The sequence below is a fragment of the Primorskyibacter aestuariivivens genome (assembly GCF_028023675.1).
GTDB lineage: Bacteria > Pseudomonadota > Alphaproteobacteria > Rhodobacterales > Rhodobacteraceae > Marinovum > Marinovum aestuariivivens.
This window is the reverse complement of sequence record NZ_JAQIOZ010000016.1, coordinates 51,732-76,020: the sequence shown is the minus strand read 5'-3', so window position 1 is coordinate 76,020 and position 24,289 is coordinate 51,732. Positions and strand designations below refer to the sequence as shown.

The following is a 24,289-nucleotide window of genomic DNA, read 5'->3' as shown; positions in this document are numbered from 1 at the left end:
CAAGGGAGAGCGACATGTCTGGCGCATATGATGATCGTGACGGCAAAATCTGGTTGGACGGCAAGCTGGTCGAATGGCGGGATGCGAATGTGCATATCCTGACCCATGGTCTGCATTATGCCAGCTCGGTCTTTGAGGGGGAGCGCTGCTACAATGGCAAGATCTTCAAATCCCGCGAACATTCCGAGCGGCTCTTGCGCTCGGGCGAGATGCTGGACATGCCGATCCCCTATACCGTCGATGAGATCGAAAAGGCCAAGTATGACGTGCTAGAGGCCAATGGCTGGACCGACGCCTATGTGCGTGCGGTGGCCTGGCGCGGCGCGGGCGAAGACATGGGTGTCGCCTCGGCGCGCAACCCGGTGCGCATGGCCGTCGCGGCCTGGGAATGGGGGGCGTATTACGGCGACGCCAAGATGGAAGGCGCCAAGCTCGACATCTCCAAATGGAAACGTCCCAGCCCCGAGACGATCCCGACAGCGGCCAAGGCGGCGGGTCTCTACATGATCTGCACCATGTCCAAACACGCGGCCGAGGCCAAGGGCTGTTCCGACGCGCTCTTCATGGATTACCGCGGCTATGTGGCCGAGGCGACCGGCGCAAATATCTTTTTCGTCAAGGATGGCGAGGTGCACACACCGCTGCCCGATTGCATCCTCAACGGCATCACCCGCCAGACCGTGATCGGCATGCTGACGGACCGCCAGATCAAGGTGCATGAACGCCATATCATGCCCGAGGAACTGGAAGGGTTCGAACAATGCTGGCTGACCGGCACCGCCGCTGAAGTCACCCCAGTGCGCCAAATCGGCGACTGGCATTTCGAGGTGGGTGATATCACGCGGGATATGGCGGAGAGCTATGAGAAGCTGGTGCGGGAATAGGACTATACTGGACTGGTATCTAAAGAGGGCGGAGTTTTGCTCCGCCTTTTTTGGTGGCCAAAGCCTTCTGAAAGTTGGACCGGAACCCTTACAAGACACTCAATTCCGGTTTGCCCGGGGGAACCCCGGGCCGCGCCCGACCCTCCCCACGGGAGGGCGCACTGGCGACGTTTCGCACCTAATCAATGGCTTGAATGCCGCGCCGATGGGGACGCCACAAATCGTGCACGCGCCCTCCCAGGGTCGGGCGCGTCCCTTAGCTCTTTGTGACGAACGACAGTTCTGTCCCGCATCCCTGTCACTAGAATACCTCCCTCAAAAAAAGACCCGAGCCGCAGCCCGGGTCAGTCCAACAGGGAGGTGCATATGATAACCCGCATATGCGACGGGAACTGTTGCAAACCTTGCTAAAGGTACCCTCAGGATACCGCTTTGATCTGGGTCAAGCCATACGACCTTTAGGCATTCAGTCTGTACCCTCCGGATTCGGTCACAAGAAGGCGGGCATTTGACGGTTCCGGTTCAATTTTCTGGCGCAACCGGTAGATATGCGTCTCCAGCGTGTGGGTCGTGACCCCGGCATTATAGCCCCAGACCTCGTGCAAGAGCACATCGCGCGGCACCACGCCTTCGGGCGCGCGGTAGAGGTATTTGAGGATATTTGTCTCTTTCTCTGTCAGGCGGATCTTACGCTCGTCCTCGGTCACCAGCGTCTTCATCGCCGGTTTGAACGTATAGGGGCCAAGTGCAAACACCGCGTCCTCAGACTGTTCATGCTGGCGCAGCTGCGCGCGGATACGGGCCAGGAGCACCGGGAACTTGAACGGTTTGGTGACATAGTCATTGGCACCGGCATCAAGGCCCAGGATCGTGTCCGCATCGCTGTCATGGCCGGTCAGCATCAGCACCGGGGCTTTCACGCCTTGCTTTCGCATCAACCGGCACAACTCGCGCCCATCCGTGTCGGGCAGGCCCACATCCAAAATGATCAGGTCGAAATGCGAGGCTTTGACCCGCTCCATCGCCTCAGATCCATTCCCCGCCTCAAAGACCTCGAAATCCTCGGTCATGATCAATTGCTCGGCCAGCGCTTCGCGCAGGTCCTCATCATCATCCACAAGCAGCAGGTTCTTGAGCTGTGCCATGTCGGTATCCTCCGTCGTGTTGATAAAGAGATGCGGTGGCAGCGGCACCGCGGCAAGGTTTGCTGCAAAGACTTCACGCGCTCGTGTGAAAATCCATGGATCGCCAAGGAAATGTTTCAATTTCCCATGACAAAGGTCTACATCAAGACCCTGATGACACATGGTTTTGCGCCCGATCCCGTTGAATTGATCAACCGCGCCCGTGCCGATCTGCGCATGGGGGTGCCGGTTGTGCTGTGCGGGCATGGCGACGTCGCGCTGGTTCTTGCGGCGGAAACCCTGTCGCCGGAGCGGCTGGCCGCGACCCGAGCATTGGGGCCACAGCCGGTGCTGACCATCACCGGACGCCGGGCCGAAACGCTCAAGGCGCGCGCCTATGATGGCGATGTCGCGCGGCTGCCGCTGCCGGAAGAAGCGGATTGCAGTTGGGTTCACGCGCTGGCCGATCCCAAGGATGATCTGCGCACACCGATGAAGGGGCCGCTTTTTGCGCTGCGCGCGGGTGATGCGGCGCTGCACCGTTTGGCGATTGAACTGGTGAAATCGGCGCAGCTCTTGCCTGCCGCGCTGGTGGTTGAATTGGCCTCAGAGGCCGACATTCCCGAGGCGGGTTGGCTCACGAAACTGAACGCGGGCGCAACCGGCCCTCTGCTGTTGCAGGCACATGCCCCGCATCCGGTGGTTGCCGCACGGCTGCCCATCCGGCTGGCGTCGGGCGGGCGATTGCAGATTTTCCGCCCCGAGGATGGCGGGGTGGAGCATTACGCGTTTGAGATTGGCCGTCCGGACCGCGCCAAACCGGTACTCGCGCGGCTGCATTCGGCATGTTTCACCGGCGATGTGCTGGGATCGCTGAAATGCGATTGTGGCCCGCAGTTGCACGCGGCGCTGGCACAGATGGGCGAAGAGGGGCAGGGCGTACTTCTCTACCTCAATCAGGAGGGGCGCGGCATCGGCCTTGCCAACAAGATGCGCGCCTATTCGCTGCAGGATCAGGGGTTCGACACGGTCGAGGCCAATCACCGGCTGGGATTCGAGGATGATGAGCGCGATTTCCGGATTGGCGCGGATATTCTCAAGCGCATGGGGTTTGGCGCGGTACGGCTGCTGACGAACAACCCCAAAAAGATTGCCATGATGGAGGCGCAGGGAATTTCCGTGACCGAGCGCGTGCCGCTCAAGGTGGGTCTGACCGACCAGAATGCCGCCTATCTCGCCACCAAGGCCGCCAAGTCGGGGCATCTGTTGTGACTCGCTGGGACATGGTCCTGACCCCGCGCGGGGTCCGCTTTGCCGGGCGGTACTGGCCCTGCACCATCGGGCGCGGCGGCGCTACCTCGGACAAGCGCGAAGGCGACGGGGCCACGCCGCGCGGGGTGCACCGCATCGTCGGGCTGCTCTATCGCCCCGACCGTATGGCGCGGCCCGTGGATTGGGCCGTGCCCATCCGGCCCGGCGATCTGTGGTCGGATGATGCGGGGCATGAGGATTACAACCTCATGGTGCGCGCGCCCTATCCCCATAGTCACGAGACGTTGCGCCGCGCCGATCCGCTTTACGATCTGGTGCTGATCACAGACTGGAACTGGCCCCGGGCGGAATCGGGGCGCGGTTCGGCGATTTTCCTGCATCAATGGCGCAGGCCGGGCTTTCCGACCGAAGGCTGCGTCGCGTTCCGGCGCGAACATCTGAGGCAGATCGCCGGGCTGATCCGCTATGAAACGCGGTTGATTGTGCCGTAAGGAGAACAGTCTCCATGGTTCGGATGTCCGCTGTGAGCCCTGAGCAGACATGCTTTGCGCGGGATCAAGGCCGAAGGCCGCCGCGCATCGCCGGGCCGCCCCCCGGCACGGCGATTTGGCTGCCGCAAGCGCATTGATCTGATCTTTTTCGGATTTTGCAGGCATAAAGCTCTGCCCCACAAACGCAGGATCGCCGCACCGCGGCCCGTCAATGAGCGGCTCGCGCAATGGCAGCAAAGTCCGCTTGGCAGACACCGCGCTGAGCCAGGTTGGGGGAGAAGAGGTCTATCGCATGACCGGCTCACAGGCCCCGCCACGATGGCATTGCAGCACCGTGTCGATGACCTCATTCGACGGGTTGGCAAAGCCGAACCCGCCGCAGGGCGTGACCACCAATTCGCGGCTGTCGGCATTCACAAAGGCCAGGTAGCGCGCCCCGCTGACGGCGCTGGCGCACCAAGGGCCGAAACATTGCGCGTTCAGCGTGATCTGCCCGTCGAACGCTTTTTGAAACCCGTCTGCTCCCAGGGATTTGCCTGTGATCCGGGCAGGAATGCGGGTGTCTGGGGGCGTATCCATCTGCTTGTCCCAATCGGTGACCGGCAGCTTGCGCTTGTCAAAGGTCAGCTCGCCCAGCACCACGAAATAGCGCGTCTCGCTGTCGGCGGCCTCGCGGTATACCTGCGCCACGTCATGGGGCATGCAGGACAGCGCAAAAGCAGCCGGGGCGATCAGGGAAAACAGGATACTCAGGACCGGGATACGCATGGCTCAGCCTTTCAGATAGGGGGTGAAGCTTTCGACCACCTTGGCATAGACCTCGCGTTTGAAGGGCACGATATTGTCCACCAACTCGTCGGCGGGCAGCCAGCGCCATTCGGAAAACTCCTGATGATCATCCGCATCAATCCGGATCTGGTCATCCGTTCCATGGAACCGCAACAGGAACCATTTCTGTTCCTGCCCCTTGTAGCGGCCCTTCCAGATGCGCGGCACCAGATCGGCGGGCAGGTCATAGGAAATCCAGCCCTCTGTTTCCGCCTCGACAGTGACCAGGTCGGGGGTCACGCCGGTTTCTTCGGTCAGCTCACGCAACGCCGCATCACGCGGCTCTTCGCCCGTGTCTATGCCCCCCTGCGGCATTTGCCAGGCGGGGATTTCGCTGTCCATGCGCTGGCCGACAAAGGCGTCGCCCGCTGCGTTCACCAGCATGACGCCGACATTCTGGCGATAGGGGAGTTTTGCGATTTCGTCCGGGGTCATGTTCGGGTCACCGTAGTTCCGAAATATTACAAAGATTTCGGTCCGTTGAACTGTAAAATTGTCTCCCAGACAGTTTTACAGTCTCACTCTTTTGAAGAAAACGGGGCCGCGCGGTTGGCACGGCCCCGTCCATACTCATACCGGCGGGCTTACTGCGCGTCCGGGCCCAGCTTGGACAAGCCCTTGAGGATGTCGATGGCATAGGCCAACTGATAATCCTCTTCGCGCAGTTTTGCGGCGGCTTCGGCCTTGGCGCGGTCGGCTTCGATCTGTTTGATCTCGTCCTCGGTCAGGCTGTCATTGTCCAGCGACCCGCGCAGATCGGCCTCGGAGCGGTTGCGGCGTGCCGCGCTTGCTTCCTCTTCCTCTTCTGTCTCGGGCTTGCGGCGCGGCTGTTCCACGACGATGTCGGGGGACACACCCAGCGCCTGGATCGACCGGCCCGACGGCGTGTAATAGCGCGCCGTGGTCAGGCGCATGGCGCCGTCACCGCGCAGCGGCATGACCGTCTGGACCGAGCCTTTGCCAAAGCTCTTGGTGCCCACCACGATGGCGCGGCGGTGATCCTGCAACGCACCGGCCACAATCTCGGAGGCCGAGGCAGAGCCGCCATTGATCAGCACCACGATGGGCTTGCCGTCGGCCAGATCGCCGGGCGTGGCATTGTAGCGGTCGCCATCCTGCGGGTTGCGGCCCCGTGTGCTGACGATCTCGCCTTTTTCAAGGAAGGCATCCGAGACGCGGATCGCCTGGGTCAGCAACCCGCCGGGGTTGTTGCGCAAGTCCAGCACGATCCCGTTCACGTTGTCCATACCGCCCAGTTCTTCGATCTGCTCGGCCAGCCCTTCTTCGAGGTTCGGCATGGTCTGGTCGTTGAAGGTGGTCACGCGCAGCACCACGGTGTCACCCTCGGTCCGGGTGCGCACGGCGGTCAGCTTGATCGTGTCGCGGATGATCGACACGTCAAACGGCTCGGCCTCGCCCTCGCGGACGACGGTGATGATGATTTCCGACCCCACCGGCCCGCGCATCAGTTCAACCGCTTCGTCCAGCGTCAGGCCCAGAACGGATTCGCCATCCACATGGGTGATGAAATCCCCGGCTTCCATTCCGGCCGCATCGGCGGGCGTGCCGTCGATGGGGGAGACGACTTTGACAAAGCCCTCTTCCTGAGTGACCTCGATGCCCAGCCCGCCAAACTCGCCCCGGGTCTGCACGCGCATATCGGCGGCATCATCGGGAGAAAGATAGCTGGAATGTGGATCAAGCGAGGTCAGCATGCCGTTGATCGCCGCTTCGATCAGCTCGCTTTCATCCACCTCTTCGACATATTGCGCGCGGATGCGTTCAAAGATGTCGCCGAACAGGTCAAGCTGCTCATAGACATTGTTCGATGACTTGCTGTCCTGCGCCAGAAGCGGTCCCGCGAATTGTGTCGTGGCGACGATCCCTGCAAGTGTGCCGCCAATTGCGGCCATCACGAATTTCTTCATACTCGGTTTATCCCTTGTCGGCGCGGAACCACGTTTCCGGATCCACGGGCTGATTGAATTCCCTGATTTCTATATAGAGCGTTTCCGGGCGGGTGTTTCCAGCCCCATCACCCGATAGTGAGACATCTGTCTGCAATGTGCCACCCATCAGACCCACGGGATCGCCCGCTGGCAGGACCTGGCCGATCTCGCCAAACACCGCGTCCAGCCCGGCAAAGACAAAGAGGGTCTCGGCCTGTGGCTCAAGGATGGTGACCAGCCCGTAATTGAATAGCGGCCCGCGATAACGGATCGTGGCGGCGGTGGGGCTGGTAACGACGGCTTGTGGCCGCGTGGCAACCAGCATACCGGGGCGCACGACGCCTGCCGCATCCGGTTCGCCCGCCCGGCGCAGGATTTGGCCCTGAACCGGCAGGCGCAGGTTGCCCTTGCGGTGGGAAATATCGGGCAGGCTTCCGGGCGCTTCGTTTTCGGCAATGGTGCTGAGCTCGCTGGCAAAGCCTTCGAGTGTTTCCGTGGCGGCGATCAGAACAGCGGTCTGCACCGCGTCCTCGGTAAAGCGGCGCGGCAGGTCGGTGCGGTCGGCCACCGCCTTGGACAGCGCGGTGCGCGCGTTCTGCGCCCCCTCAAGCCCTTCGCGCAGTTTCGTGGCGGCCTGTTCCTGCAACAATTGCAGCGCCTGAACCTCTTCCAGATCGGCGCGCAGCGCATCGGCCTTGGCCTTGAGCCCCGGCGTGACCTCGGTCAGCAGCATGCCCGCCCGCGCCGTCCCGGTGGGGCCGGAGGGGTGGATCAGCGTCGCGGGCGCAGGGGCGCGCGACATGGATTGCAACACGCCCAGAAGCTGCGCGATCTCCTCCTCGCGGGCGCGCAGATCGGCGGCAAGCTGTGCTTCCCGAATGGCGGCGGCGCGCAGCCCGTCGCGCAGGGCGGATAGCCCGGTCTCGTATCCGCGCACGATCTCGGTCAGCGCCTTGACCCGTTCGCGCCCGCCCTTGGCCAGCGCCAGCGCATCGGCGCTGTCCTCCAGCATGCGCACCGCGTCCAACGCCGCCTCGCCCGGGTCCTGCTGGGCAGTGGCCCCACCTGCGATCAGGCAAGAGAGGATCGCGGCGCGCCAGATCATGCGATAAGGCTTTCCCCGGTCATCTCGTCGGGCTGTTCCAGCCCCATCAGCTGCAACACCGTGGGCGCAAGATCGGCCAGCCGCCCGCCCGGTCGCAGGCGTGCGCCCTCGGGTCCGCCCACCAGAACAACGGGCACCGGGTTGGTGGTGTGTGCGGTATGCGGCCCGCCGGTTTCCGGATCGACCATGGTTTCGCAATTGCCATGGTCGGCGGTGACGATGATCGCGCCGCCGACGTTCTCCAGCGCGGCGAGCGCCTGTCCCAGACCATGGTCAACGGCCTCACAGGCTTTCTTGGCCGCCTCCAGATCGCCGGTATGGCCCACCATATCCGGGTTGGCATAGTTCACGACGATCATGTCATATTGCGCCTCGATTGCCTTGACCAATTCGCGGGTCACTTCTGCGGCGCTCATCTCGGGTTGCAGATCATAAGTCGCCACCTTGGGCGAGGCCGCCATGTAGCGGTCTTCGCCCGTCTCGGGCTCTTCCTTGCCACCGGCGAGGAAGAAGGTGACATGCGGATATTTCTCGGTCTCGGCGGTGTGGAACTGGGTGCGGCCATGCTTGGCGACCCATTCCGACAGGGTGTTTTTGATCTCACGCTTGGGAAACAGGGTGGACATATAGGCGTTATGCGCCTCGGAATATTCCACCATGCCGGTGACGCTGGCCCAGCTCGGTCGTGCGCTGGCATCAAAAGCGTCAAACGCGGGATCGGCCAGCGCAGACAGGATTTCGCGCGCACGGTCGGCGCGGAAGTTCAGGAACAGGATACCATCCGCATCACTCGGGGTCTGAAACCCATCCAGCACCACGGGTTTGACAAATTCGTCATTCTCGCCCTGCTCATAGGCGGATGTCACGGCGCTCACAGCATCCGGTGCCTTGCGCCCCGTGCCACTGACCATCAGGTCAAACGCCTGTTGCACCCGCTCCCAGCGATTGTCGCGGTCCATGGCATAGTAGCGCCCGACGACACAGCCGATCCGCGCGCCGTGCGGCAGCGCAGCCTGCATCTCGGCAAGCTGCGCATCGGCGCTTTGCGGGGCCACGTCGCGCCCATCAGTGATGGCGTGGATCTGCACCGGCACGCCCGCTTCGGCGACGATGCGGGCGGCCTCGGCGATGTGGACCTGATGGGCATGCACGCCGCCGGGGCTTGCCAACCCCATGAGCTGTGCGGTGCCGCCGGTCTCTTTCAGCTTGGCAATAAACGCCTGCAAGGTTTCATTCTCGGCAAAAGACCCGTCCTCGATGGCCAGATCAATCTGCCCCAGATCCATCGCCACAACGCGGCCCGCGCCGATATTGGTATGGCCAACCTCGGAATTGCCCATCTGCCCGGTAGGCAGGCCCACATCGGGGCCATGGGTGATCAGCGTGGCATTGGGACAGTCGCGCATGATCCGGTCGAAATTCGGGGTCGCGGCCTGTGCCACGGCGTTGGCTTCGGTCTCGTCCCTCAGGCCCCAGCCATCGAGAATGCAAAGAACCACGGGTTTCGGCGCTGCCATCTTGTCCTGTCCTTGGGTTTCGGGCGGATCGGTCCGCCATCCTGATGTGCATCAGGTCTTCTTCTCTTTTCAAATGCGCAAATCCACCGGCGTCAACCGGCGGGGCGTTCACGCGTCATAGGTCGGGTGAAACCGGCCCGCGGGCGAGAGCGTGAAAATCTCGGCCCCGTCGGACGTCACCCCGATGGAATGTTCAAACTGCGCCGAGAGCGACTTGTCCCGCGTCACAGCGGTCCAGTCATCGGCCAGAACCTTGGTTTCGGGGCGGCCCAGATTGACCATCGGCTCGATGGTGAAAAACATACCTTCCTCCAGCACCGGCCCGGTGCCCGCGCGGCCATAATGCAGCACATTGGGCGGGGCATGGAACACCGTTCCCAGACCATGACCGCAAAAGTCACGCACCACGGACATGCGCTGTGCCTCGACGTAGTTTTGGATGGCATGGCCGATATCGCCAAAGGTATTGCCGGGTTTGACCGCTTCGATCCCCTTGAACAGCGCATCATGGGTGACCTGGATCAGCCGCTCGGTCTTGCGGCTGAGCTTGCCCGCCACATACATGCGGCTGGTGTCGCCAAACCAGCCATCGACAATCACGGTCACGTCGATATTGAGGATATCGCCATCCTTGAGCTTCTTGTCGCCCGGGATGCCATGGCAGACCACGTGATTGACGCTGATGCAGGAGGCGTGCTGATAGCCCTTGTAACCGATGGTGGCCGATTTCGCGCCTTCCTCTTCGACGCGGGCCTCGATGAAGGCATCAATCGCGCCCGTCGTCTGGCCGACAAAGACTTGGGTAGCCACCTCGTCGAGGATCTGCGCGGCAAGTCGACCGGCGGCATGCATCCCGGCGAAATCTGCGGCTTCGTGAATGCGGATGCCGTCGCGTGTCATCCGGCCCTTGTGACGGTTCATGATCTGCTCCGCTAAATGGCGTTCTGCCCCTTACTTATGCGGTTGCAGCGAAAAGGACCAGAGCGCGCGCATATTGTCGTCGGTTGAGGGGACTCTGCCCCCGCCTGCGGCTTCCCGGAGGTATTTTCAAACAGAAGAAGAACAGGGCGTTAGTCCGTGAAGGGGAGCGCTTCGCCCGGCGTGATCGCGGCGGGGCTGAGGTCACAGCCGAGGACCATCACCTCGACACCGGCGCTGCGTGCTTTGGCGAAGCCTGCGGCATAGGCCGGGTCGATGTCCGAGGCCAGCCGCATCGCCCTGCAGTCAGTGCGCTGCACCAGATAGAGCATCACGGCGCGATGCCCGGCGGCGGTCATGGATGACAGCTCTTCGAGATGTTTCAGCCCCCGCGTGGTGACGCTGTCGGGAAATTCCGCGATCCCGGCCTCGCGGCTCAGCGTGACGGATTTTACCTCGACATAGATGTCGGGCTGCCCGCCCCCGGTCAGAAGGAAATCAATGCGGCTGTTCTGGCCGTATTTCACCTCGGCGCGGACCTGCTCATACCCGCCCAGCCCCGGGACCGCGCCCGCTTCCAACGCGGCGCGCAGCGCGCGGTTGGGCACGGAGGTGTCGACGCCCACCAGCACGCCCTCTGCCGGTTCCACCAGCCGCAGGCCGAATTTCAGCTTTTTCTTCGGGTCGTCATTGGGCTCCAGCCAGACCCGGAAGCCGGGCTCCGCCAGCCCCATCATCGAACCGGGATTGGCGCAATGGGCCGTTACCTCGCGCCCGTCGTCAAGCGTGCAATCGGCAAGGAAGCGTTTGTAGCGGCGGATCAGCGTGGCGGGGACAAGAGGGGTTTGAAACTGCATGAGGCGGGCCTATACCTCGTGTCGGTAAGGATCAAGGAGACCCCGCATGCCCAACCCCAGTGCCGCCATGCTTGTGATCGGTGACGAAATCCTGTCGGGGCGGACCCGTGATGCGAATATGCATTATCTTGCCGGGGAACTGACCAAGCATGGGGTGGATCTGAAAGAGGTGCGCGTGGTGAGCGACGAGGCCCCCGCCATCGTGGCGGCGGTGCGGGCGCTGTCGGGGGCTTATGACGTGGTTTTCACGTCAGGCGGCATTGGTCCCACCCATGACGACATCACCGCCGATTGCATCGCCGAGGCCTTTGGCGCGCATATCGATGTGCGTGACGACGCGCGGGCCTTGCTGGCCGATCATTATGCCGCCACCGGGCGCGAGCTGAACGCGGCGAGGCTGCGCATGGCGCGCATTCCTGACGGGGCCTGTCTGATCGACAATCCGGTGTCGATTGCACCGGGGTTCAGCCTTGAAAACGTGCATGTGATGGCCGGCGTGCCATCGGTGTTTCAGGCCATGGTGGCCAGCGTGCTGCCCACCATCACCGGCGGCGCGCCGCTGCTGAGCCAGTCTTTGCGCATCGACCGGGGCGAGGGCGACATTGCCGGGCCGCTGGGAGAATTGGCACAGGCCTTTCCCGACCTGTCGATCGGCTCCTACCCGTTTCAGGAAAACGGTGCCTTTGGTGCGAATATCGTGATCCGGGGGTCTGATGGCGCGCAGGTGGATGCCGCCATAGCCCGCCTGCGCGAGACCTTTGCATGACCCCGGCCCCAACCCTGCTCTATGAAGCCTGCGAGGCCACATGGCCCCCGGCGCATCGCTTTGAACACGGGCCTTTCCTCCTGCGTGACGGGGCGGGGGGCGGCAAACGGGTCAGCGCGGCAACGCTGCGCGACGGGGCCTTATGGGATACCGGGGCGCTCGCCGCTGCCGAGGCGGAGATGCGCGCGCGAGAGCAAGCCCCGCTGTTCATGATCCGCGACGGCGAGGAGGCATTTGACGCGGGCCTCGATGCGGCGGGCTACAGTGTGATCGACCCGGTGAACATGTACGTGATCGACCCTGCGCAGCTGACGGACAGGCCCATACCGCGCGTGACCACCTTCACCATCTGGGAGCCTCTGGCCATCATGCGCGATATCTGGGCCGAGGGCGGAATCGGACCCGCACGGATTGACGTGATGCACCGGGTCCGGGGCCCAAAAACCGGCATTCTGGGCCGGATCGACGATCAGCCTGCGGCCACCGCCTTTGTCGCCATGCATGAAGGCATCGCCATGCTGCACGCGCTGGAAGTGCGCGAACGTCACCGCCGCAAGGGACTGGCGGATTGGGTCATGCGCGCCGCAGCGGTCTGGGCGGCCGAACAGGGTGCGGCGCATCTTGCCGTGCTCTGCGTAAAGGAGAATACTGCCGCCAACGGGCTGTATAACAGCTTGGGCTTTGCACCTGCCGGGACATATCACTACCGTATCCGGAAAGACTGATCCCCGGAGACGAATATGAGCCACAAAGACCAAGTCACCGCGCTCGACCTGCCCATGGTCGACCCGCTGCCCGAGCAGACGCAGAAATATTTCGATGTATGTCAGGACAAGCTGGGCATGATCCCGAATGTGCTGCAGGCCTATGCCTTTGACATCGACAAGCTCAACGCCTTCACGGGCATGTATAATGACCTGATGCTGGGCGCGAGCGGGCTGAGCAAGCTGGAGCGCGAGATGATCGCGGTGGCGGTGTCGTCGGTGAACAAGTGCTTTTACTGCCTGACCGCCCATGGCGCGGCAGTGCGGGAACTGTCCGGCGATCCGGTGCTGGGCGAATTGATGGTGATGAACTGGCGGGCCGCCAATCTGGATGTGCGGCAGCATGCGATGCTGACCTTCGCCGAAAAGGTCACCAAAGCCAGCGCCGAGATCACCGAGTCCGACCGGCAAAACCTGCGCGATGCAGGGTTCAGCGACCGGGACATTTTCGACATCGCCAGCGTGGCGGGGTTCTTCAACATGACCAACCGGGTGGCCAGCGCGACGGATATGCGGCCCAATCCGGACTACCACGCGCAGCATCGCTGACCGCCCGTGATCCGGACCCTTGCCATATGCCTGTTGCTGTTGTCCGGCCTGCCGCTTGCTGTGGCGGCGCAGGACATTGCCATGCCAGCCGGCGCGCGGCTGGCGCTGGACCAGCAGACCGACCCGGGCAGCTATGCCCTGCCCATCGCGCCGTTCCAGGACGGGCGCGTTCCGGCCGAGGTGCTCGAAGGGCGCATTCAGGAGCAGGTCTGGCGTGTGGCGGGGCAGGGGCTGACCACCTTGCAGCTTCTGGCCCCCCTGCGCAAACAGATCACCGCCGCCGGGTACGAGATCAGGCTCGATTGCGCCGCGTTGCAATGTGGCGGCTTCAATTTCCGCTTCAACACGCGGGTCCTGCCGGGCCCCGAGATGTATGTGGACCTGACCAATTTCCGGTTCCTCTCGGCCACAAGCGGCGCGGGGCAGGGCATTTCGCTACTGGTGTCCCGCTCGGCCACCGCCGCCTATATCCAGATGATCCGCGTCGGCAAAGCCGGCAATGTCACGGTGCCGGAAGGATCGACACCACCGGCGGTGGTGCCGGTTCAGCCACAGGGGTCGCTGGCGCAGGCATTGGAAACAACAGGGCGCTTCATCCTCAGTGATCTGGACTTTGAAACCGGGGCCTCAACGCTGGGTCCCGGGCCATTCAAAAGCCTTACGGACATTGCCAACTATCTCCGCCAACACCCGGAGCGCAAAATCGCGCTTGTCGGGCATACGGATTCGGTGGGCAGTCTTGAGGGCAATATCAACCTGTCCCGCAAACGCGCGACGTCCGTGCTGGAACGGTTGGTCAGCGCTCATGATGCCAATCGGGCCCAGCTTGAGGCTGGTGGCATGGGCTATCTCGCTCCGGTGGCCAGCAACCTGACCGCCGAGGGCCGCGATGCCAATCGCCGGGTCGAGGCGGTTCTGGTGTCCACCGAGTAGCGTTCTCAAGTTCCAAATATCCGGAAAATAAGTCGGATGCGGTGGCATGATACCGCACGCTGCGCAGGCACGGTAGAGCTGGTGAAAATCAGCCAGTTTCCCCCTGACGTAACGGCAGGGATTGCCCATATTGACGCTAATGTGATGCGTTTCACAGATCGCAAAAGCGGATCGTATAACATTGTCCATCACTCCGTCTCTCACCGGGGTGCCCAGACCAACAGGATCGGAGATCTTGCCACGATGTCAGGCGGGCTGACCACTGACCAGAAGCGTGCGTTGCAACGCGCCGCCGAGGATGCAATTGCCTATCGCGACGGGCTGCCGGATCGGCCAGCCAACCCTTCCATGACTGTGGACGCGGCCATTGACCTTTTTCGCCGGCCCTTGCCCGACACCGGGCGACCGGCGGACGAGGTGATTGCCTCGATGGTGCGTGACGCCGCCGACGGTATCCACCAGATGACCGCGCCCAGCTTTTTCGCCTATGTCTGCGGCGCGTCGCACCCGGTGGGCATGGCGGCGGACATGCTTGTGTCGGCCTGGGGCCAGAACGCGGCCTCTTCGACCGAAAGCCCCTCGGTCGCGGCGATGGAACGCGCTGTCTGTGACTGGGTGCTGGATCTGCTTGACCTGCCGCGCGACGCGGGCGTGGGCATCGTCACCGGTGCCAGCGTCGCCAATTTTTCCTCGGTCCTTTCTGCGCGACACATGCTGCTCAAAGCGCAGGGCTGGGATGCGGAAGCGGACGGGTTGTTCGGCGCGCCCGCCTTTCCCGTCATTTTGGGTGCGGATGCGCATTCCGCCACCACCGCCGCGCTGCGCTATGCCGGGATCGGCGCGGGCAAGATCATGCGCGTCGCTACCGATGATCAGGGCCGTATGCAGGAAGACGCGCTGCGCGAGGCGCTGGCGCGCTGCGATGCGCCGCCGCTGGTGATCCTGCAGGCCGGTCAGATCAACACCGGGGCCTTTGACCCGTTCGACCGGCTGATCCCGATGATCCGCGAGCGCGGCGGATGGGTGCATGTGGACGGGGCCTTTGGTCTCTGGGTCCGGGCCGCGCCCGAACTTGCCGCGCGTCTCAAAGGCGTGGAGCTGGCTGACAGCTGGGCCGTTGACCTGCATAAATGGCTCAACGCGCCTTTTGATGCGGGCATGGTGATCGTCCGGGATCGCGCCGCATTGGTCGCCGCGATGACGGCGCGCGGGGCCTACCTGCCCGAAGGGACCGAAGCCTGGGAGCCGTCCGATTCCACGCCGGAGCTGTCCCGCCGGGCGCGCGGCATCCCCAGCTACGCGATCCTGCAACATCTGGGCCGCGACGGGGTGCGCGCCATGGTGCGCGGGCATTGCGCATTGGCGGACCGGATCGCCACCGGCCTGCGCGCCATCCCCGGCGTACAGGTGATGAATGAGGTGCATTGCAATCAGGTGGCCCTGACCATTGGCGAGGGGGCAGAGGGCGACGCGCTCACCAATCGCGTGCTTGCGCGGGTGCAACAGCGCGGCAAGGTCTATCCCAGTCACGGCGAATGGCATGGCCGCCAGATCATCCGTGTCTCGGTGATCGGCTACGCCATGCAGGACCGGCACGGCGACCTGCTGGTGCAGGAGATCGCCGACGCGCTGGCCGCGGAACGCTCACTTGGGGCGTGACACCACCCAGCAATAGCCATCGGGATCAAGGATAAACGCCTCGACCAACCCATGCGGCTTGGCCTTGGGCGGGGCAAGCACCATGCCGCCCGCATCTTCCGCTTTGGCCACGGCCTCGTCCGGGTCGGTGTCGAACAAATGGATCTGCACCCCCCGCCCGCGCGGCGGGTTCTCCGGCAACAGCTCCTGCAGCGGATGACCTGCATAGGTGCCGTCCGAATGCAGCTGAAAGACCTGGGTGCCATAGGCGATGATGGCGAAATCATCCGACAGCCGGTGCACGCCCAGCCCGAACACGGTCTGCAGGAACGCGGCACTGGTCCGCACATCCCGCACCAGAAGGTTGATCCCCAGCCCGCGCAGCGATGCGCCGAACTCTTCTGCTGAAACCGTTTCGAAATCCATTGCAGCCCTCCCTCGCATCGCGGCATGGTTGCGGCCAAAGCCGGGACGAGTCAAATTGCCGGATCAACAATGTAACGGGGCGGACATGGTAAACAGGATCAGGACAATGGCGGTGCAAACACCGGAATTGCCGGAAGAGCAGTTTTTCAAGGATGCCGAGCAGGCGGTAGATCACCTGCAATACCTCTATGACGCCGCCACCGGCTTCCTGAGCGATGCATTCCGCAAGGCGATGCAAGAGGGGCACCCGGGGGTGAAATACCGCGCCTTTTATCCCGAGATCCGGATTACCACGACCACCTTTGCCCAAGTCGACAGCCGCCTGAGCTTTGGCCACGTGTCAGAGCCCGGAACGCATGCCACCACGGTGACAAATCCGCGCCTGTTCCGCGCCTACCTGATCCAGCAGATCAAACTGCTCATTGGCAATCACAATGTACCGGTCTGCATCGCCGTGTCCGACACCCCGATCCCGGTGCATTTCGCCGTGGCCGCGCAAACCGACGTGACCGTGCCACAGGAGGGCGCGGCGGAGTTTATCCTGCGCGACGTGTTCGATGTGCCGGACCTCTCCACCACCAATGACGATATCGTCAATGGCACCCGCACCCCGCATCCCGACGGGGTCGAACCGCTGGCCCCCTTCACCGCGCAGCGCATCGACTATTCGCTGGCGCGTCTGGCGCATTACACCGCCACCGATCCCGAGCATTTCCAGAACCACGTGCTGTTCACCAACTACCAGTTTTATGTGAGCGAGTTCGAAGCCTACGCGCGCGAGATGCTGGCGGATCCCGACAGCGGCTACACCTCTTTCGTCAGCACCGGTAATATCGAGATCACCGGGCCCGATGACGTGATCCCGCCCACCGTGAAACAGCCGCAGATGCCGACCTATCATCTCAAGCGACCGAATGGGGCCGGGATCACACTGGTCAATATCGGGGTCGGGCCGTCCAATGCCAAAACCGCCACCGACCATATCGCCGTCTTGCGCCCTCATGCCTGGCTGATGGTGGGCCATTGCGCCGGGCTGCGCAATTCCCAGAGCCTTGGGGACTTTGTGCTGGCGCATGCCTATCTGCGCGAAGACCGGGTACTGGACGATGATTTGCCGGTCTGGGTGCCGATCCCGGCGCTGGCGGAAATCCAGATCGCGCTTGAGACGGCGGTCGCCTCGGTCACGCAGCTGGAGGGCTATGACCTCAAGCGGATCATGCGCACCGGCACCGTCGCCAGCGTCGACAACCGCAACTGGGAATTGCGCGATCAGGAAGGTCCGGTGCAGCGCCTTAGCCAGTCGCGGGCCATCGCGCTGGACATGGAAAGCGCCACAATCGCCGCCAACGGGTTCCGGTTCCGGGTGCCTTATGGCACGCTGCTTTGCGTGTCAGACAAACCGCTGCACGGCGAACTGAAGCTGCCCGGCATGGCCAGCGACTTCTATACGACACAGGTCGCGCGGCACCTGATGATCGGAATCCGGGCCATGGAACACTTGCGCGAGATGCCGCTTGAGCGCATTCATAGCCGGAAATTGCGCTCGTTTGACGAAACTGCCTTCCTTTGACGGTGCGTAAAGCGCAAAAATCCCATATTTTTATGGCTTTTCGCGCCACAAATTGTTGTGTTGCCCCCCAAGATACCGTTTAATGCGCCCAATGAGGCCCAATAGCTGGGCAGAACCGAGGAGAGACCAGAAAATGGCAAAACCGATGACCAAGACCCAGCTCGTGGCAGCTTTGGCGGAGGAAATGGGCAGCGACAAGAAAGCGGCCGGTGCCGCGCTTGATGCAGTCTGCAACGTGATCACCCGCGAAGTGTCCGGCGGCGGTGCCGTGACCCTGCCCGGCGTTGGCAAATTCTACCTGCGCGAGCGCCCCGAGCGCATGGTGCGCAACCCCGCCACCGGCGAACAGTTCAAGAAAGAGGCGGACAAGGTCGTGAAAGTGACCATCGCCAAGGCCCTGAAAGACAGCGCCAACGGCTGATATCCGCGTCCGCGGGATTGACAGGGGTCGCCATTTGGCGGCCCTTTTTCTTTGTAGGGAGGACATATAATGCAGGATCTGACCGACGCCTATGATAACCGCGCCTATATTCCGGGTGGCGATGATTACCCGCCCCGGTGGATGGCGCAGGCCGCCGCTTTTCGCGACGCGCATGACGTGCGGGAATTGCCCGGGTTTCACGCGGGCACGCGCCGCGCGGTGGATGTGGTCTCGCCCGAGGATTCAGCGCAGGGCACGGTGATCTTTGTGCATGGCGGCTATTGGCGGGCCTTTGACAAAAGCGTCTGGACACATCTGGCGGCAGGGGCCGTTCAGCGCGGCTGGCGCGTGGCCCTGCCGGGCTACGCGCTCTGCCCGGATGTCCGCATCCGCGACATTACCCGCCAGACCGCCGAAGCCATCACCGCCGTGGCGCAGGCGACCGATGGCCCCATCACGCTCACCGGGCATTCGGCCGGCGGGCATCTGGTGGCGCGGATGCTGGCACCGGGGATGCTTGCGCCAGAGGTTCTGGCGCGGATCACGCGGGTTGCCCCGATCTCCATGCTCAGCGATCTGCGCCCGCTGTTGCAGACCGCGATGAACGCCGATCTGCGGCTGGACGCGGAGGAGGCGGCAGAGGAAAGCCCGCTGCTGCAATCCAAGCCCGCAACCGAGGTGGCGCTTTGGGTCGGCGCGGAAGAGCGTCCCACCTTTCTCGACCAGACTCGCTGGCTTTCGGAAGCGTGGCGCGCGCCACAACATATCCTGCCCGGGCGGCACCATTTCGACGTGATCGAACCGCTGGAGGATGCGCAAAGCGGATTGGTGCGGTTTTTGACCGGGCACGCCGCGTAACCGGCGGTTTGCCCTGTTCCCACGGGTGAATTTGCGTATTTTCAAAGAGAAGAAGCATCAGGGAGCGCTGAAATGTCCACGCTGATCCTCACCCACGAGGCCTGTCTCAATCACGTCACGCCCGAGGGCCATCCCGAACGGGTGGCGCGGCTGGAACATGTGCTGCACGCGCTCCGGCAAGAGGGGATCGGCTTTGAAACCGCACCCATGGGCGCGCGCGAGGATGTGCTGCTCTGCCATCCCGAAAGCTATGTTGAAAGGTTGGAAACCGCCCTGCCGGATGAGGGATTCTTTCAGCTGGATGGCGACACATGGATGTCGCCCGGATCGCTCGGCGCGGCATGGCGCGGCGTTGGCGCGGTGCGCGAAGCGGTGGACCGGGTGATCGCGGGGGATGCGGGCAACGCGTTCTGCGCGACGCGGCCCCCGGGGCACCACGCGGAACAGGAAACGCCAATGGGGTTTTGCCTGTTCGGCAATGTGGCGATTGGTGCGAAACACGCGCTGGAACGCCACGGGCTGTCCCGCGTGGCGGTGGTGGATTTCGACGTGCATCACGGCAATGGCACGCAGGCGCTTTTGTGGGACGAGCCGCGCGCGCTGTTCTGCACCTCGCAACAGATGCCGCTCTGGCCCGGCAGCGGCCACCCGTCGGAAACCGGCGCGCATGACAATATCCTCAACGTGCCTCTGGACCCCGGCTCGCCGGGCGTTGAGATGCGCACGGCCTATGAGGCACAGATCTTCCCCCGCCTGCACGCGTTCAAACCCGAGATGCTGTTCATCTCCGCAGGTTTTGACGCCCACCGCGCCGATCCGCTGGCGCAGCTTAAATGGGTCGAGGATGATTTCGCCTGGCTCACCCAGGAGCTTTGCGCAATTGCGTCCGAGCATTGCGGCGGACGGGTGGTCTCGGTCATGGAAGGGGGTTATGATCTGGGCGCATTGGCGGCCTCGGTGGTCGTCCATGTCAAGGCACTTCAGGAGGCAGCAGCGTGAGCGACACACCCGTCGAGGAAATGACATTCGAACAGGCCATGGCCGAACTGGAACAGGTGGTCGGCCAGCTGGAGCGTGGCGACGTGGCGCTGGACGATTCGATCAAGCTTTATGAGCGCGGCGCGGCGCTGAAGAAGCGCTGCGAGAAAAAGCTGAAAGAGGCCGAGGAAAAGGTCGCCGCCATCACCACCGATGGGGATGGCAATGCCACGGGGACCAAGCCGGTTGAGGGGATGTGAGCCGCGCATTGACGACGCGCGCGGGGGCGATCCTGCATTGGAGTTAGGCATTTTATGTCTGCCACATCCGCATGAACCCAGAGCAATGCGCAAACGGAAACCAAATCGCCGCCGCGTAGGGGCGCGTCGGCGATGCGCGGCGGCTTCGCCTTGATTCCGCGCAGTCAAATCCCCGGTTTAAGGTGTATGTTCCAGACCACCCTGAAATCCGACGCCACCCGCGTCATCGCCCATCTCGACACGCAGATCGCCAGTATGGACGACCTGCCCGTGACCCGCGCCATGCGCTACGCCATCGCGGGCGGCAAGGGGCTGCGCGGTTTCCTCGTGATGGAAAGCGCCCGGTTGCATGACGTGAGTGAGGCGCAGGCGCTCTGGCCCGCCGCCGCGATCGAGGCGGTGCATGCCTATTCGCTCATCCATGACGACCTGCCCTGCATGGATGACGATGACCTGCGCCGGGGCCAGCCCACCGTGCATGTCAAATGGGATCAGGCCACCGCTGTTCTGGCGGGGGACGCGCTGCAGGCGCTGGCATTCGAGCTGGTCTCCGACCCGCGTTGCCATCCGGACGCCAGCCGCCGCGCCGACCTGACGCTATCGCTGGCCCGGGCCGCAGGCGCACGCGGCATGGTGCTGGGGCAGGCGCTGGATATCGCCGCTGAAACCGCCGACACGCCGCTCACGCTCACTGAAATCACCGCTCTGCAAAACGGCAAAACCGGGGCGTTGATCGGGTGGTCCGCCGAGGCGGGCGCGCGGCTGGCGGGCGCGGATATCACGCCCTTGCGGCACTATGCGCAGGCGCTTGGCCTTGCCTTCCAGATCGCCGACGACATCTTGGATGTGGAAGGGGACGCGCAAAAGGCGGGCAAACGTCTGCAAAAGGATGCCGAGGCAGGCAAAGCGACCTTTGTGTCGCTTCTGGGCTTGGATGGCGCAAAATCCCGCGCGGATGAGCTGGTCATGACCGCCTGCGACGCGCTTTCCCCCTTCGGCCCCCGGGCCGACACCTTGCGGGACGCGGCCCGGTTCGTTATCTCGCGCGACAGCTAAGCCATTGGAGGCGCGCATGTCCGACCGCCCAAAGACCCCGCTTCTGGACCGTGTCCAGTCCCCCGCCGACCTGAAACAGTTTTCTGATGCGGAACTGGTGCGCGTGGCCCATGAGCTGCGCGAAGAAACCATCAGCGCGGTGTCCGAGACCGGCGGCCATCTTGGCGCGGGGCTGGGCGTGGTGGAACTGACCGTGGCGCTGCATGCGGTCTTTGACGCGCCGCGCGACAAGATCATCTGGGATGTCTCGCACCAATGCTATCCGCACAAGATCCTCACCGGGCGGCGGGACCGCATCCGCACCTTGCGCATGAAAGACGGGCTGTCAGGTTTCACCAAACGCTCGGAGAGCCCCTATGACCCGTTTGGCGCGGCCCATAGCTCCACCTCAATCTCTGCCGCGCTGGGCTTTGCCGTGGCGCGTGATCTGGGCGGGGCCTGTGACACGGGGCATGGCGATGCAATCGCGGTGATCGGCGACGGCGCGATGAGTGCGGGCATGGCCTTTGAGGCGATGAACAACGCGGGTCATCTGAACAAGCGGCTGATCGTGATCCTGAATGACAACGAGATGTCGATTGCCCCGCCCGTGGGCGCGTTTTCGTCCTATCTGAGCCGGCTTTATGCCGAGGCCCCGTTTCAGGATTTCAAAGCCGCCGCCAAGGGCGCGGTCAGCCTTCTGCCCGAACCGTTCCGCGAAGGGGCCAAACGTGCCAAGGAGATGCTCAAGGGCATGGCGGTGGGCGGCACGCTGTTCGAGGAACTGGGCTTTTCCTATGTGGGCCCCATTGACGGCCATGATCTTGACCAGCTTCTGCCAGTGCTGCGCACCGTGCAGCAGCGCGCCACCGGCCCGATCCTGATCCATGTTCTGACCAAGAAGGGCAAAGGTTATCACCCGGCGGAAACCGCGGATGACAAGGGCCACGCCACCGCGAAATTCGACGTAGTCACCGGTAAGCAAAAGAAAGCCCCCTCCAATGCGCCGAGCTATACAAAGGTGTTCGGACAGGAGCTGATCAAGGCGGCGGAGAAAGACAGCCGCATCTGCGCCGTAACCGCCGCCATGCCGGACGGCACCGGTCTGGACCTGTTCCACGCGCGCTATCCCAGCCGCTGCTTCGATGTGGGCATCGCCGAGCAACATGGCGTGACGTTTTCAGCAGGGCTGGCCGCCGGGGGCATGCGCCCCTTCTGCGCGATTTACTCGACCTTCCTGCAGCGCGGCTATGACCAGGTGGTGCATGACGTGGCAATTCAGCGCCTGCCCGTGCGTTTCGCCATCGACCGCGCGGGCCTGGTGGGGGCCGATGGTGCGACCCATGCGGGATCGTTTGACATCGCCTTCATGGCCAACCTGCCCGGCATGGTGGTCATGGCCGCCGCGGATGAGGCAGAGCTGGTCCACATGGTCGCCACCGCCGCCGCGCATGACGAGGGACCCATCGCCTTCCGCTATCCGCGCGGCGAAGGTGTGGGCGTCGAGATGCCCGAGCGAGGTGAGGTGCTGGAGATCGGCAAGGGCCGGCTGATCCAACAGGGCAAGGGCGTGGCACTCTTGTCCTTTGGCGCGCGGCTCAAGGAAGTGATGGAGGCCGCCGAAGCGCTTCAGGCGCGCGGCATCACGCCCACGATTGCCGATGCGCGCTTTGCCAAACCGCTGGACCGTGACCTGATCCTGAAACTGGCCGCAGAGCATGACGCGCTGATCACCATCGAAGAGGGCGCGGTGGGCGGTTTCGGCAGTCACGTTGCGCAGCTTCTGGCGGATGAGGGCGTGTTTGACCACGGGCTGAAATACCGTTCCATGGTGCTGCCCGATACCTTCATAGATCAGGCCAGCCCGGCCGATATGTACGCCACCGCAGGTCTCAACGCCTCGGATATCGAAGCGAAAGTGCTGGACGTGCTGGGGATCGAGGTTCTGTCCAGCGCACGCTGAGGTGAGCCGCCGTAAACCATTTCACGGCATAACCGGTCCTGCGCGCACCGGTCCCCAGATGGGACCGAACAGCAATAGAGCCAGAGACAGCCCCCGCTGCCGGGTGGCCCAATGGGCCGAGGTTCGACTGCCTTTGACGGCGCCGTCATATCCTCTTCTCCCCTGACATGAGCGACAGACCCCGATTGCAAGCGCCACCGGGGCCAGAGCCATGCGCGAAATCTTGTAAAGATTTCGGACCGATTGCATTGAATGAAATCGTTACTGCCCCTCGCGCTGACGCAGCGCGCCCAACATCTGCCCGGGCAGGATCGCCATGCATTTCACATAGCGCAGTCCTAACCGCCTTGGGTTGCTCAACATCCGCCACAACCATTCCAGCGCCAGTTTGCGAAAGATCATCGGCGCGCGGGTTTGTGTGCCTGCCAGAAAATCCAGACCCGCACCGATGGAGGCAAATCCAATCTCGGGCGTGCCCACCCGTCCACGCGCGGCAAGGATTTCCTGTTTCGGGGAGCCCAGGGCCAGAAACACCATGCGCGCCCCGCTTTCGCGCAACTCTATCAGAACATCCTCGCCCCCCGGCCCTTCGGGATCGAACCCCATCGGCGGTGCGATCCGTGCAGCGACGCGGACCGGTCCGATCTTTTCGACAAGAGCGGCCTCGGCCCCCTTCAGCGCGGCGTCTGTACTGCCCACCAACGCCACCGGGACATCACACTCCGCCGCCAGACGGGCCAGCGGCACCACAAGGTCCGAACCGGGGATCAACTCGACCGGTTGAGCGGCCAGGCGCGACATCCAGACCAGCGGATTGCCATCCACCACCACGAGGTCCTGCGCATCATAAGCGGCGCGCAGCGGGCCGGGCTGGCGAAGCTTGACCAGATGATCGAGGTTCACGGTGGCCAGCGCAAAGCCCTCGCCACGCCGGAACCGTTGGGTGATCTCTTCCATCAAAGCGGCCCGCGTGGGCATGTTCACCGTGACGGTATGTCCGCCGGTATCGAATTTCACCTGAACGACTCCTTCAGATTGGCGGCAGTTTGCCCATCCGAATGCGGCGAAGATAAGGGGAAAGGCGGGAAATGCATTTGCAGGGATACCGCAGCGCGGCGTTTTCTGCTGCAATGCCGAAAATTTGCCACGTTTTCGTGGTGTCTCACGCGCACAAGAAGGATGA

The 24,289-nt window shown here is 63.4% G+C and carries 25 protein-coding genes; 15 read left to right on the top strand and 10 right to left on the bottom strand.

Annotated features, from left to right (window positions below):
• Positions 1-14 precede the first annotated feature (14 nt).
• Complete coding sequence (locus PGB28_RS15835) at positions 15-884, top strand: branched-chain amino acid aminotransferase (RefSeq protein WP_271422497.1); 870 nt, start codon at positions 15-17, stop codon at positions 882-884.
• Between the two features lie 458 nt (positions 885-1,342).
• On the opposite strand, the gene PGB28_RS15830 is transcribed toward PGB28_RS15835, so the two are convergent.
• Positions 1,343-2,029: a response regulator transcription factor gene (locus PGB28_RS15830; protein WP_271422530.1), complete on the bottom strand. Its 687-nt coding sequence runs from the start codon at positions 2,027-2,029 to the stop codon at positions 1,343-1,345.
• Positions 2,030-2,155: 126 nt separating this feature from the next.
• Between PGB28_RS15830 and ribA the strand changes: the two genes are divergently transcribed.
• A complete protein-coding gene (ribA, locus tag PGB28_RS15825; protein ID WP_271422496.1) occupies positions 2,156-3,280 on the top strand; it encodes a GTP cyclohydrolase II in 1,125 nt (374 codons plus the stop codon).
• The gene (locus PGB28_RS15820; protein ID WP_271422495.1) at positions 3,277-3,771 is read left to right on the top strand and encodes a L,D-transpeptidase family protein; all 495 of its coding nucleotides are present in this window, start codon (positions 3,277-3,279) and stop codon (positions 3,769-3,771) included. Before ribA ends, PGB28_RS15820 begins: the two co-directional genes overlap by 4 nt.
• 285 nt (positions 3,772-4,056) lie before the next feature.
• Here the strand turns inward: PGB28_RS15820 and PGB28_RS15815 are convergent, their stop codons facing one another.
• The 7 genes from PGB28_RS15815 to sfsA form a co-directional block, all read right to left on the bottom strand.
• Positions 4,057-4,539: a hypothetical protein gene (locus PGB28_RS15815; RefSeq protein ID WP_271422494.1), complete on the bottom strand. Its 483-nt coding sequence runs from the start codon at positions 4,537-4,539 to the stop codon at positions 4,057-4,059.
• A gap of 3 nt (positions 4,540-4,542) precedes the next feature.
• Positions 4,543-5,034 (bottom strand): RNA pyrophosphohydrolase, encoded by a 492-nt coding sequence (locus tag PGB28_RS15810; protein ID WP_271422493.1) that lies wholly within the window; start codon positions 5,032-5,034, stop codon positions 4,543-4,545.
• A gap of 149 nt (positions 5,035-5,183) precedes the next feature.
• The gene (locus tag PGB28_RS15805; RefSeq protein WP_271422492.1) at positions 5,184-6,527 is read right to left on the bottom strand and encodes a S41 family peptidase; all 1,344 of its coding nucleotides are present in this window, start codon (positions 6,525-6,527) and stop codon (positions 5,184-5,186) included.
• A 7-nt stretch (positions 6,528-6,534) separates the two neighbouring features.
• The gene (locus PGB28_RS15800; protein ID WP_271422491.1) at positions 6,535-7,653 is read right to left on the bottom strand and encodes a murein hydrolase activator EnvC family protein; all 1,119 of its coding nucleotides are present in this window, start codon (positions 7,651-7,653) and stop codon (positions 6,535-6,537) included.
• Positions 7,650-9,170: a 2,3-bisphosphoglycerate-independent phosphoglycerate mutase gene (gene gpmI, locus PGB28_RS15795; RefSeq protein WP_271422490.1), complete on the bottom strand. Its 1,521-nt coding sequence runs from the start codon at positions 9,168-9,170 to the stop codon at positions 7,650-7,652. Before gpmI ends, PGB28_RS15800 begins: the two co-directional genes overlap by 4 nt.
• 108 nt (positions 9,171-9,278) lie before the next feature.
• Positions 9,279-10,091, bottom strand: a complete 813-nt coding sequence (map, locus tag PGB28_RS15790; RefSeq protein ID WP_271422489.1) for a type I methionyl aminopeptidase — start codon at positions 10,089-10,091, stop codon at positions 9,279-9,281.
• A gap of 149 nt (positions 10,092-10,240) precedes the next feature.
• Positions 10,241-10,945 (bottom strand): DNA/RNA nuclease SfsA, encoded by a 705-nt coding sequence (gene sfsA / locus PGB28_RS15785; RefSeq protein WP_271422488.1) that lies wholly within the window; start codon positions 10,943-10,945, stop codon positions 10,241-10,243.
• Between the two features lie 46 nt (positions 10,946-10,991).
• Between sfsA and PGB28_RS15780 the strand changes: the two genes are divergently transcribed.
• From PGB28_RS15780 to PGB28_RS15760, 5 genes are all read left to right on the top strand, one after another.
• Entirely contained in the window at positions 10,992-11,711 is a 720-nt protein-coding gene (locus PGB28_RS15780; protein WP_271422487.1) for a competence/damage-inducible protein A, read from the top strand.
• Entirely contained in the window at positions 11,708-12,436 is a 729-nt protein-coding gene (locus tag PGB28_RS15775) for a GNAT family N-acetyltransferase (RefSeq protein WP_271422486.1), read from the top strand. The genes PGB28_RS15780 and PGB28_RS15775 overlap by 4 nt, the downstream gene beginning before the upstream one ends.
• 15 nt (positions 12,437-12,451) lie before the next feature.
• Complete coding sequence (locus PGB28_RS15770) at positions 12,452-13,024, top strand: peroxidase-related enzyme (protein WP_271422485.1); 573 nt, start codon at positions 12,452-12,454, stop codon at positions 13,022-13,024.
• A gap of 6 nt (positions 13,025-13,030) precedes the next feature.
• Entirely contained in the window at positions 13,031-13,957 is a 927-nt protein-coding gene (locus tag PGB28_RS15765) for an OmpA family protein (RefSeq protein WP_271422484.1), read from the top strand.
• Between the two features lie 144 nt (positions 13,958-14,101).
• Positions 14,102-15,616 carry a pyridoxal phosphate-dependent decarboxylase family protein gene (locus PGB28_RS15760; RefSeq protein ID WP_271422483.1) on the top strand — a complete coding sequence of 505 codons (1,515 nt, stop codon included), beginning with the start codon at positions 14,102-14,104 and terminating at the stop codon, positions 15,614-15,616.
• Here the strand turns inward: PGB28_RS15760 and PGB28_RS15755 are convergent.
• The gene (locus PGB28_RS15755; protein WP_271422482.1) at positions 15,602-16,021 is read right to left on the bottom strand and encodes a VOC family protein; all 420 of its coding nucleotides are present in this window, start codon (positions 16,019-16,021) and stop codon (positions 15,602-15,604) included. The genes PGB28_RS15760 and PGB28_RS15755 overlap by 15 nt on opposite strands.
• Positions 16,022-16,127: 106 nt before the next feature.
• On the opposite strand from PGB28_RS15755, the gene PGB28_RS15750 reads away from it, so the two are divergent.
• The 7 genes from PGB28_RS15750 to dxs all read left to right on the top strand — a co-directional run bounded on the left by PGB28_RS15750 (position 16,128) and on the right by dxs (position 23,106).
• Positions 16,128-17,591, top strand: coding sequence for an AMP nucleosidase (locus PGB28_RS15750; protein ID WP_271422481.1), 1,464 nt, complete (start codon positions 16,128-16,130; stop codon positions 17,589-17,591).
• A 133-nt stretch (positions 17,592-17,724) separates the two neighbouring features.
• Entirely contained in the window at positions 17,725-18,012 is a 288-nt protein-coding gene (locus tag PGB28_RS15745) for an HU family DNA-binding protein (RefSeq protein ID WP_271422480.1), read from the top strand.
• 69 nt (positions 18,013-18,081) lie between these two features.
• Complete coding sequence (locus PGB28_RS15740; RefSeq protein ID WP_271422479.1) at positions 18,082-18,870, top strand: alpha/beta hydrolase; 789 nt, start codon at positions 18,082-18,084, stop codon at positions 18,868-18,870.
• Between the two features lie 72 nt (positions 18,871-18,942).
• Positions 18,943-19,869: a histone deacetylase family protein gene (locus PGB28_RS15735; protein WP_271422478.1), complete on the top strand. Its 927-nt coding sequence runs from the start codon at positions 18,943-18,945 to the stop codon at positions 19,867-19,869.
• A complete protein-coding gene (locus PGB28_RS15730; RefSeq protein WP_271422477.1) occupies positions 19,866-20,108 on the top strand; it encodes an exodeoxyribonuclease VII small subunit in 243 nt (80 codons plus the stop codon). The genes PGB28_RS15735 and PGB28_RS15730 overlap by 4 nt, the downstream gene beginning before the upstream one ends.
• 186 nt (positions 20,109-20,294) lie before the next feature.
• On the top strand, positions 20,295-21,164 hold the full coding sequence (locus PGB28_RS15725) for a polyprenyl synthetase family protein (RefSeq protein WP_271422476.1): 870 nt from the start codon (positions 20,295-20,297) through the stop codon (positions 21,162-21,164).
• Positions 21,165-21,180: 16 nt separating this feature from the next.
• The gene (gene dxs, locus PGB28_RS15720; RefSeq protein WP_271422475.1) at positions 21,181-23,106 is read left to right on the top strand and encodes a 1-deoxy-D-xylulose-5-phosphate synthase; all 1,926 of its coding nucleotides are present in this window, start codon (positions 21,181-21,183) and stop codon (positions 23,104-23,106) included.
• 261 nt (positions 23,107-23,367) lie between these two features.
• Here dxs and PGB28_RS15715 read toward each other — a convergent pair whose 3' ends face one another.
• On the bottom strand, positions 23,368-24,123 hold the full coding sequence (locus PGB28_RS15715) for a WecB/TagA/CpsF family glycosyltransferase (protein ID WP_271422474.1): 756 nt from the start codon (positions 24,121-24,123) through the stop codon (positions 23,368-23,370).
• Positions 24,124-24,289: the final 166 nt, after the last annotated feature.

Excerpts from the sequence above, each read along its gene's own strand:
- PGB28_RS15835 (WP_271422497.1), top strand. The coding sequence starts at position 15 with ATGTCTGGCGCATATGATGATCGTGACGGCAAAATCTGGTTGGACGGC.
- PGB28_RS15830 (WP_271422530.1), bottom strand. The coding sequence starts at position 2,029 with ATGGCACAGCTCAAGAACCTGCTGCTTGTGGATGATGATGAGGACCTG.
- ribA (WP_271422496.1), top strand. The coding sequence starts at position 2,156 with ATGACAAAGGTCTACATCAAGACCCTGATGACACATGGTTTTGCGCCC.
- PGB28_RS15815 (WP_271422494.1), bottom strand. The coding sequence starts at position 4,539 with ATGCGTATCCCGGTCCTGAGTATCCTGTTTTCCCTGATCGCCCCGGCT.
- PGB28_RS15810 (WP_271422493.1), bottom strand. The coding sequence starts at position 5,034 with ATGACCCCGGACGAAATCGCAAAACTCCCCTATCGCCAGAATGTCGGC.
- PGB28_RS15805 (WP_271422492.1), bottom strand. The coding sequence starts at position 6,527 with ATGAAGAAATTCGTGATGGCCGCAATTGGCGGCACACTTGCAGGGATC.
- PGB28_RS15800 (WP_271422491.1), bottom strand. The coding sequence starts at position 7,653 with ATGATCTGGCGCGCCGCGATCCTCTCTTGCCTGATCGCAGGTGGGGCC.
- gpmI (WP_271422490.1), bottom strand. The coding sequence starts at position 9,170 with ATGGCAGCGCCGAAACCCGTGGTTCTTTGCATTCTCGATGGCTGGGGC.
- map (WP_271422489.1), bottom strand. The coding sequence starts at position 10,091 with ATGAACCGTCACAAGGGCCGGATGACACGCGACGGCATCCGCATTCAC.
- sfsA (WP_271422488.1), bottom strand. The coding sequence starts at position 10,945 with ATGCAGTTTCAAACCCCTCTTGTCCCCGCCACGCTGATCCGCCGCTAC.
- PGB28_RS15780 (WP_271422487.1), top strand. The coding sequence starts at position 10,992 with ATGCCCAACCCCAGTGCCGCCATGCTTGTGATCGGTGACGAAATCCTG.
- PGB28_RS15775 (WP_271422486.1), top strand. The coding sequence starts at position 11,708 with ATGACCCCGGCCCCAACCCTGCTCTATGAAGCCTGCGAGGCCACATGG.
- PGB28_RS15770 (WP_271422485.1), top strand. The coding sequence starts at position 12,452 with ATGAGCCACAAAGACCAAGTCACCGCGCTCGACCTGCCCATGGTCGAC.
- PGB28_RS15760 (WP_271422483.1), top strand. The coding sequence starts at position 14,102 with ATGCGTTTCACAGATCGCAAAAGCGGATCGTATAACATTGTCCATCAC.
- PGB28_RS15755 (WP_271422482.1), bottom strand. The coding sequence starts at position 16,021 with ATGGATTTCGAAACGGTTTCAGCAGAAGAGTTCGGCGCATCGCTGCGC.
- PGB28_RS15750 (WP_271422481.1), top strand. The coding sequence starts at position 16,128 with ATGGCGGTGCAAACACCGGAATTGCCGGAAGAGCAGTTTTTCAAGGAT.
- PGB28_RS15745 (WP_271422480.1), top strand. The coding sequence starts at position 17,725 with ATGGCAAAACCGATGACCAAGACCCAGCTCGTGGCAGCTTTGGCGGAG.
- PGB28_RS15740 (WP_271422479.1), top strand. The coding sequence starts at position 18,082 with ATGCAGGATCTGACCGACGCCTATGATAACCGCGCCTATATTCCGGGT.
- PGB28_RS15735 (WP_271422478.1), top strand. The coding sequence starts at position 18,943 with ATGTCCACGCTGATCCTCACCCACGAGGCCTGTCTCAATCACGTCACG.
- PGB28_RS15725 (WP_271422476.1), top strand. The coding sequence starts at position 20,295 with ATGTTCCAGACCACCCTGAAATCCGACGCCACCCGCGTCATCGCCCAT.
- dxs (WP_271422475.1), top strand. The coding sequence starts at position 21,181 with ATGTCCGACCGCCCAAAGACCCCGCTTCTGGACCGTGTCCAGTCCCCC.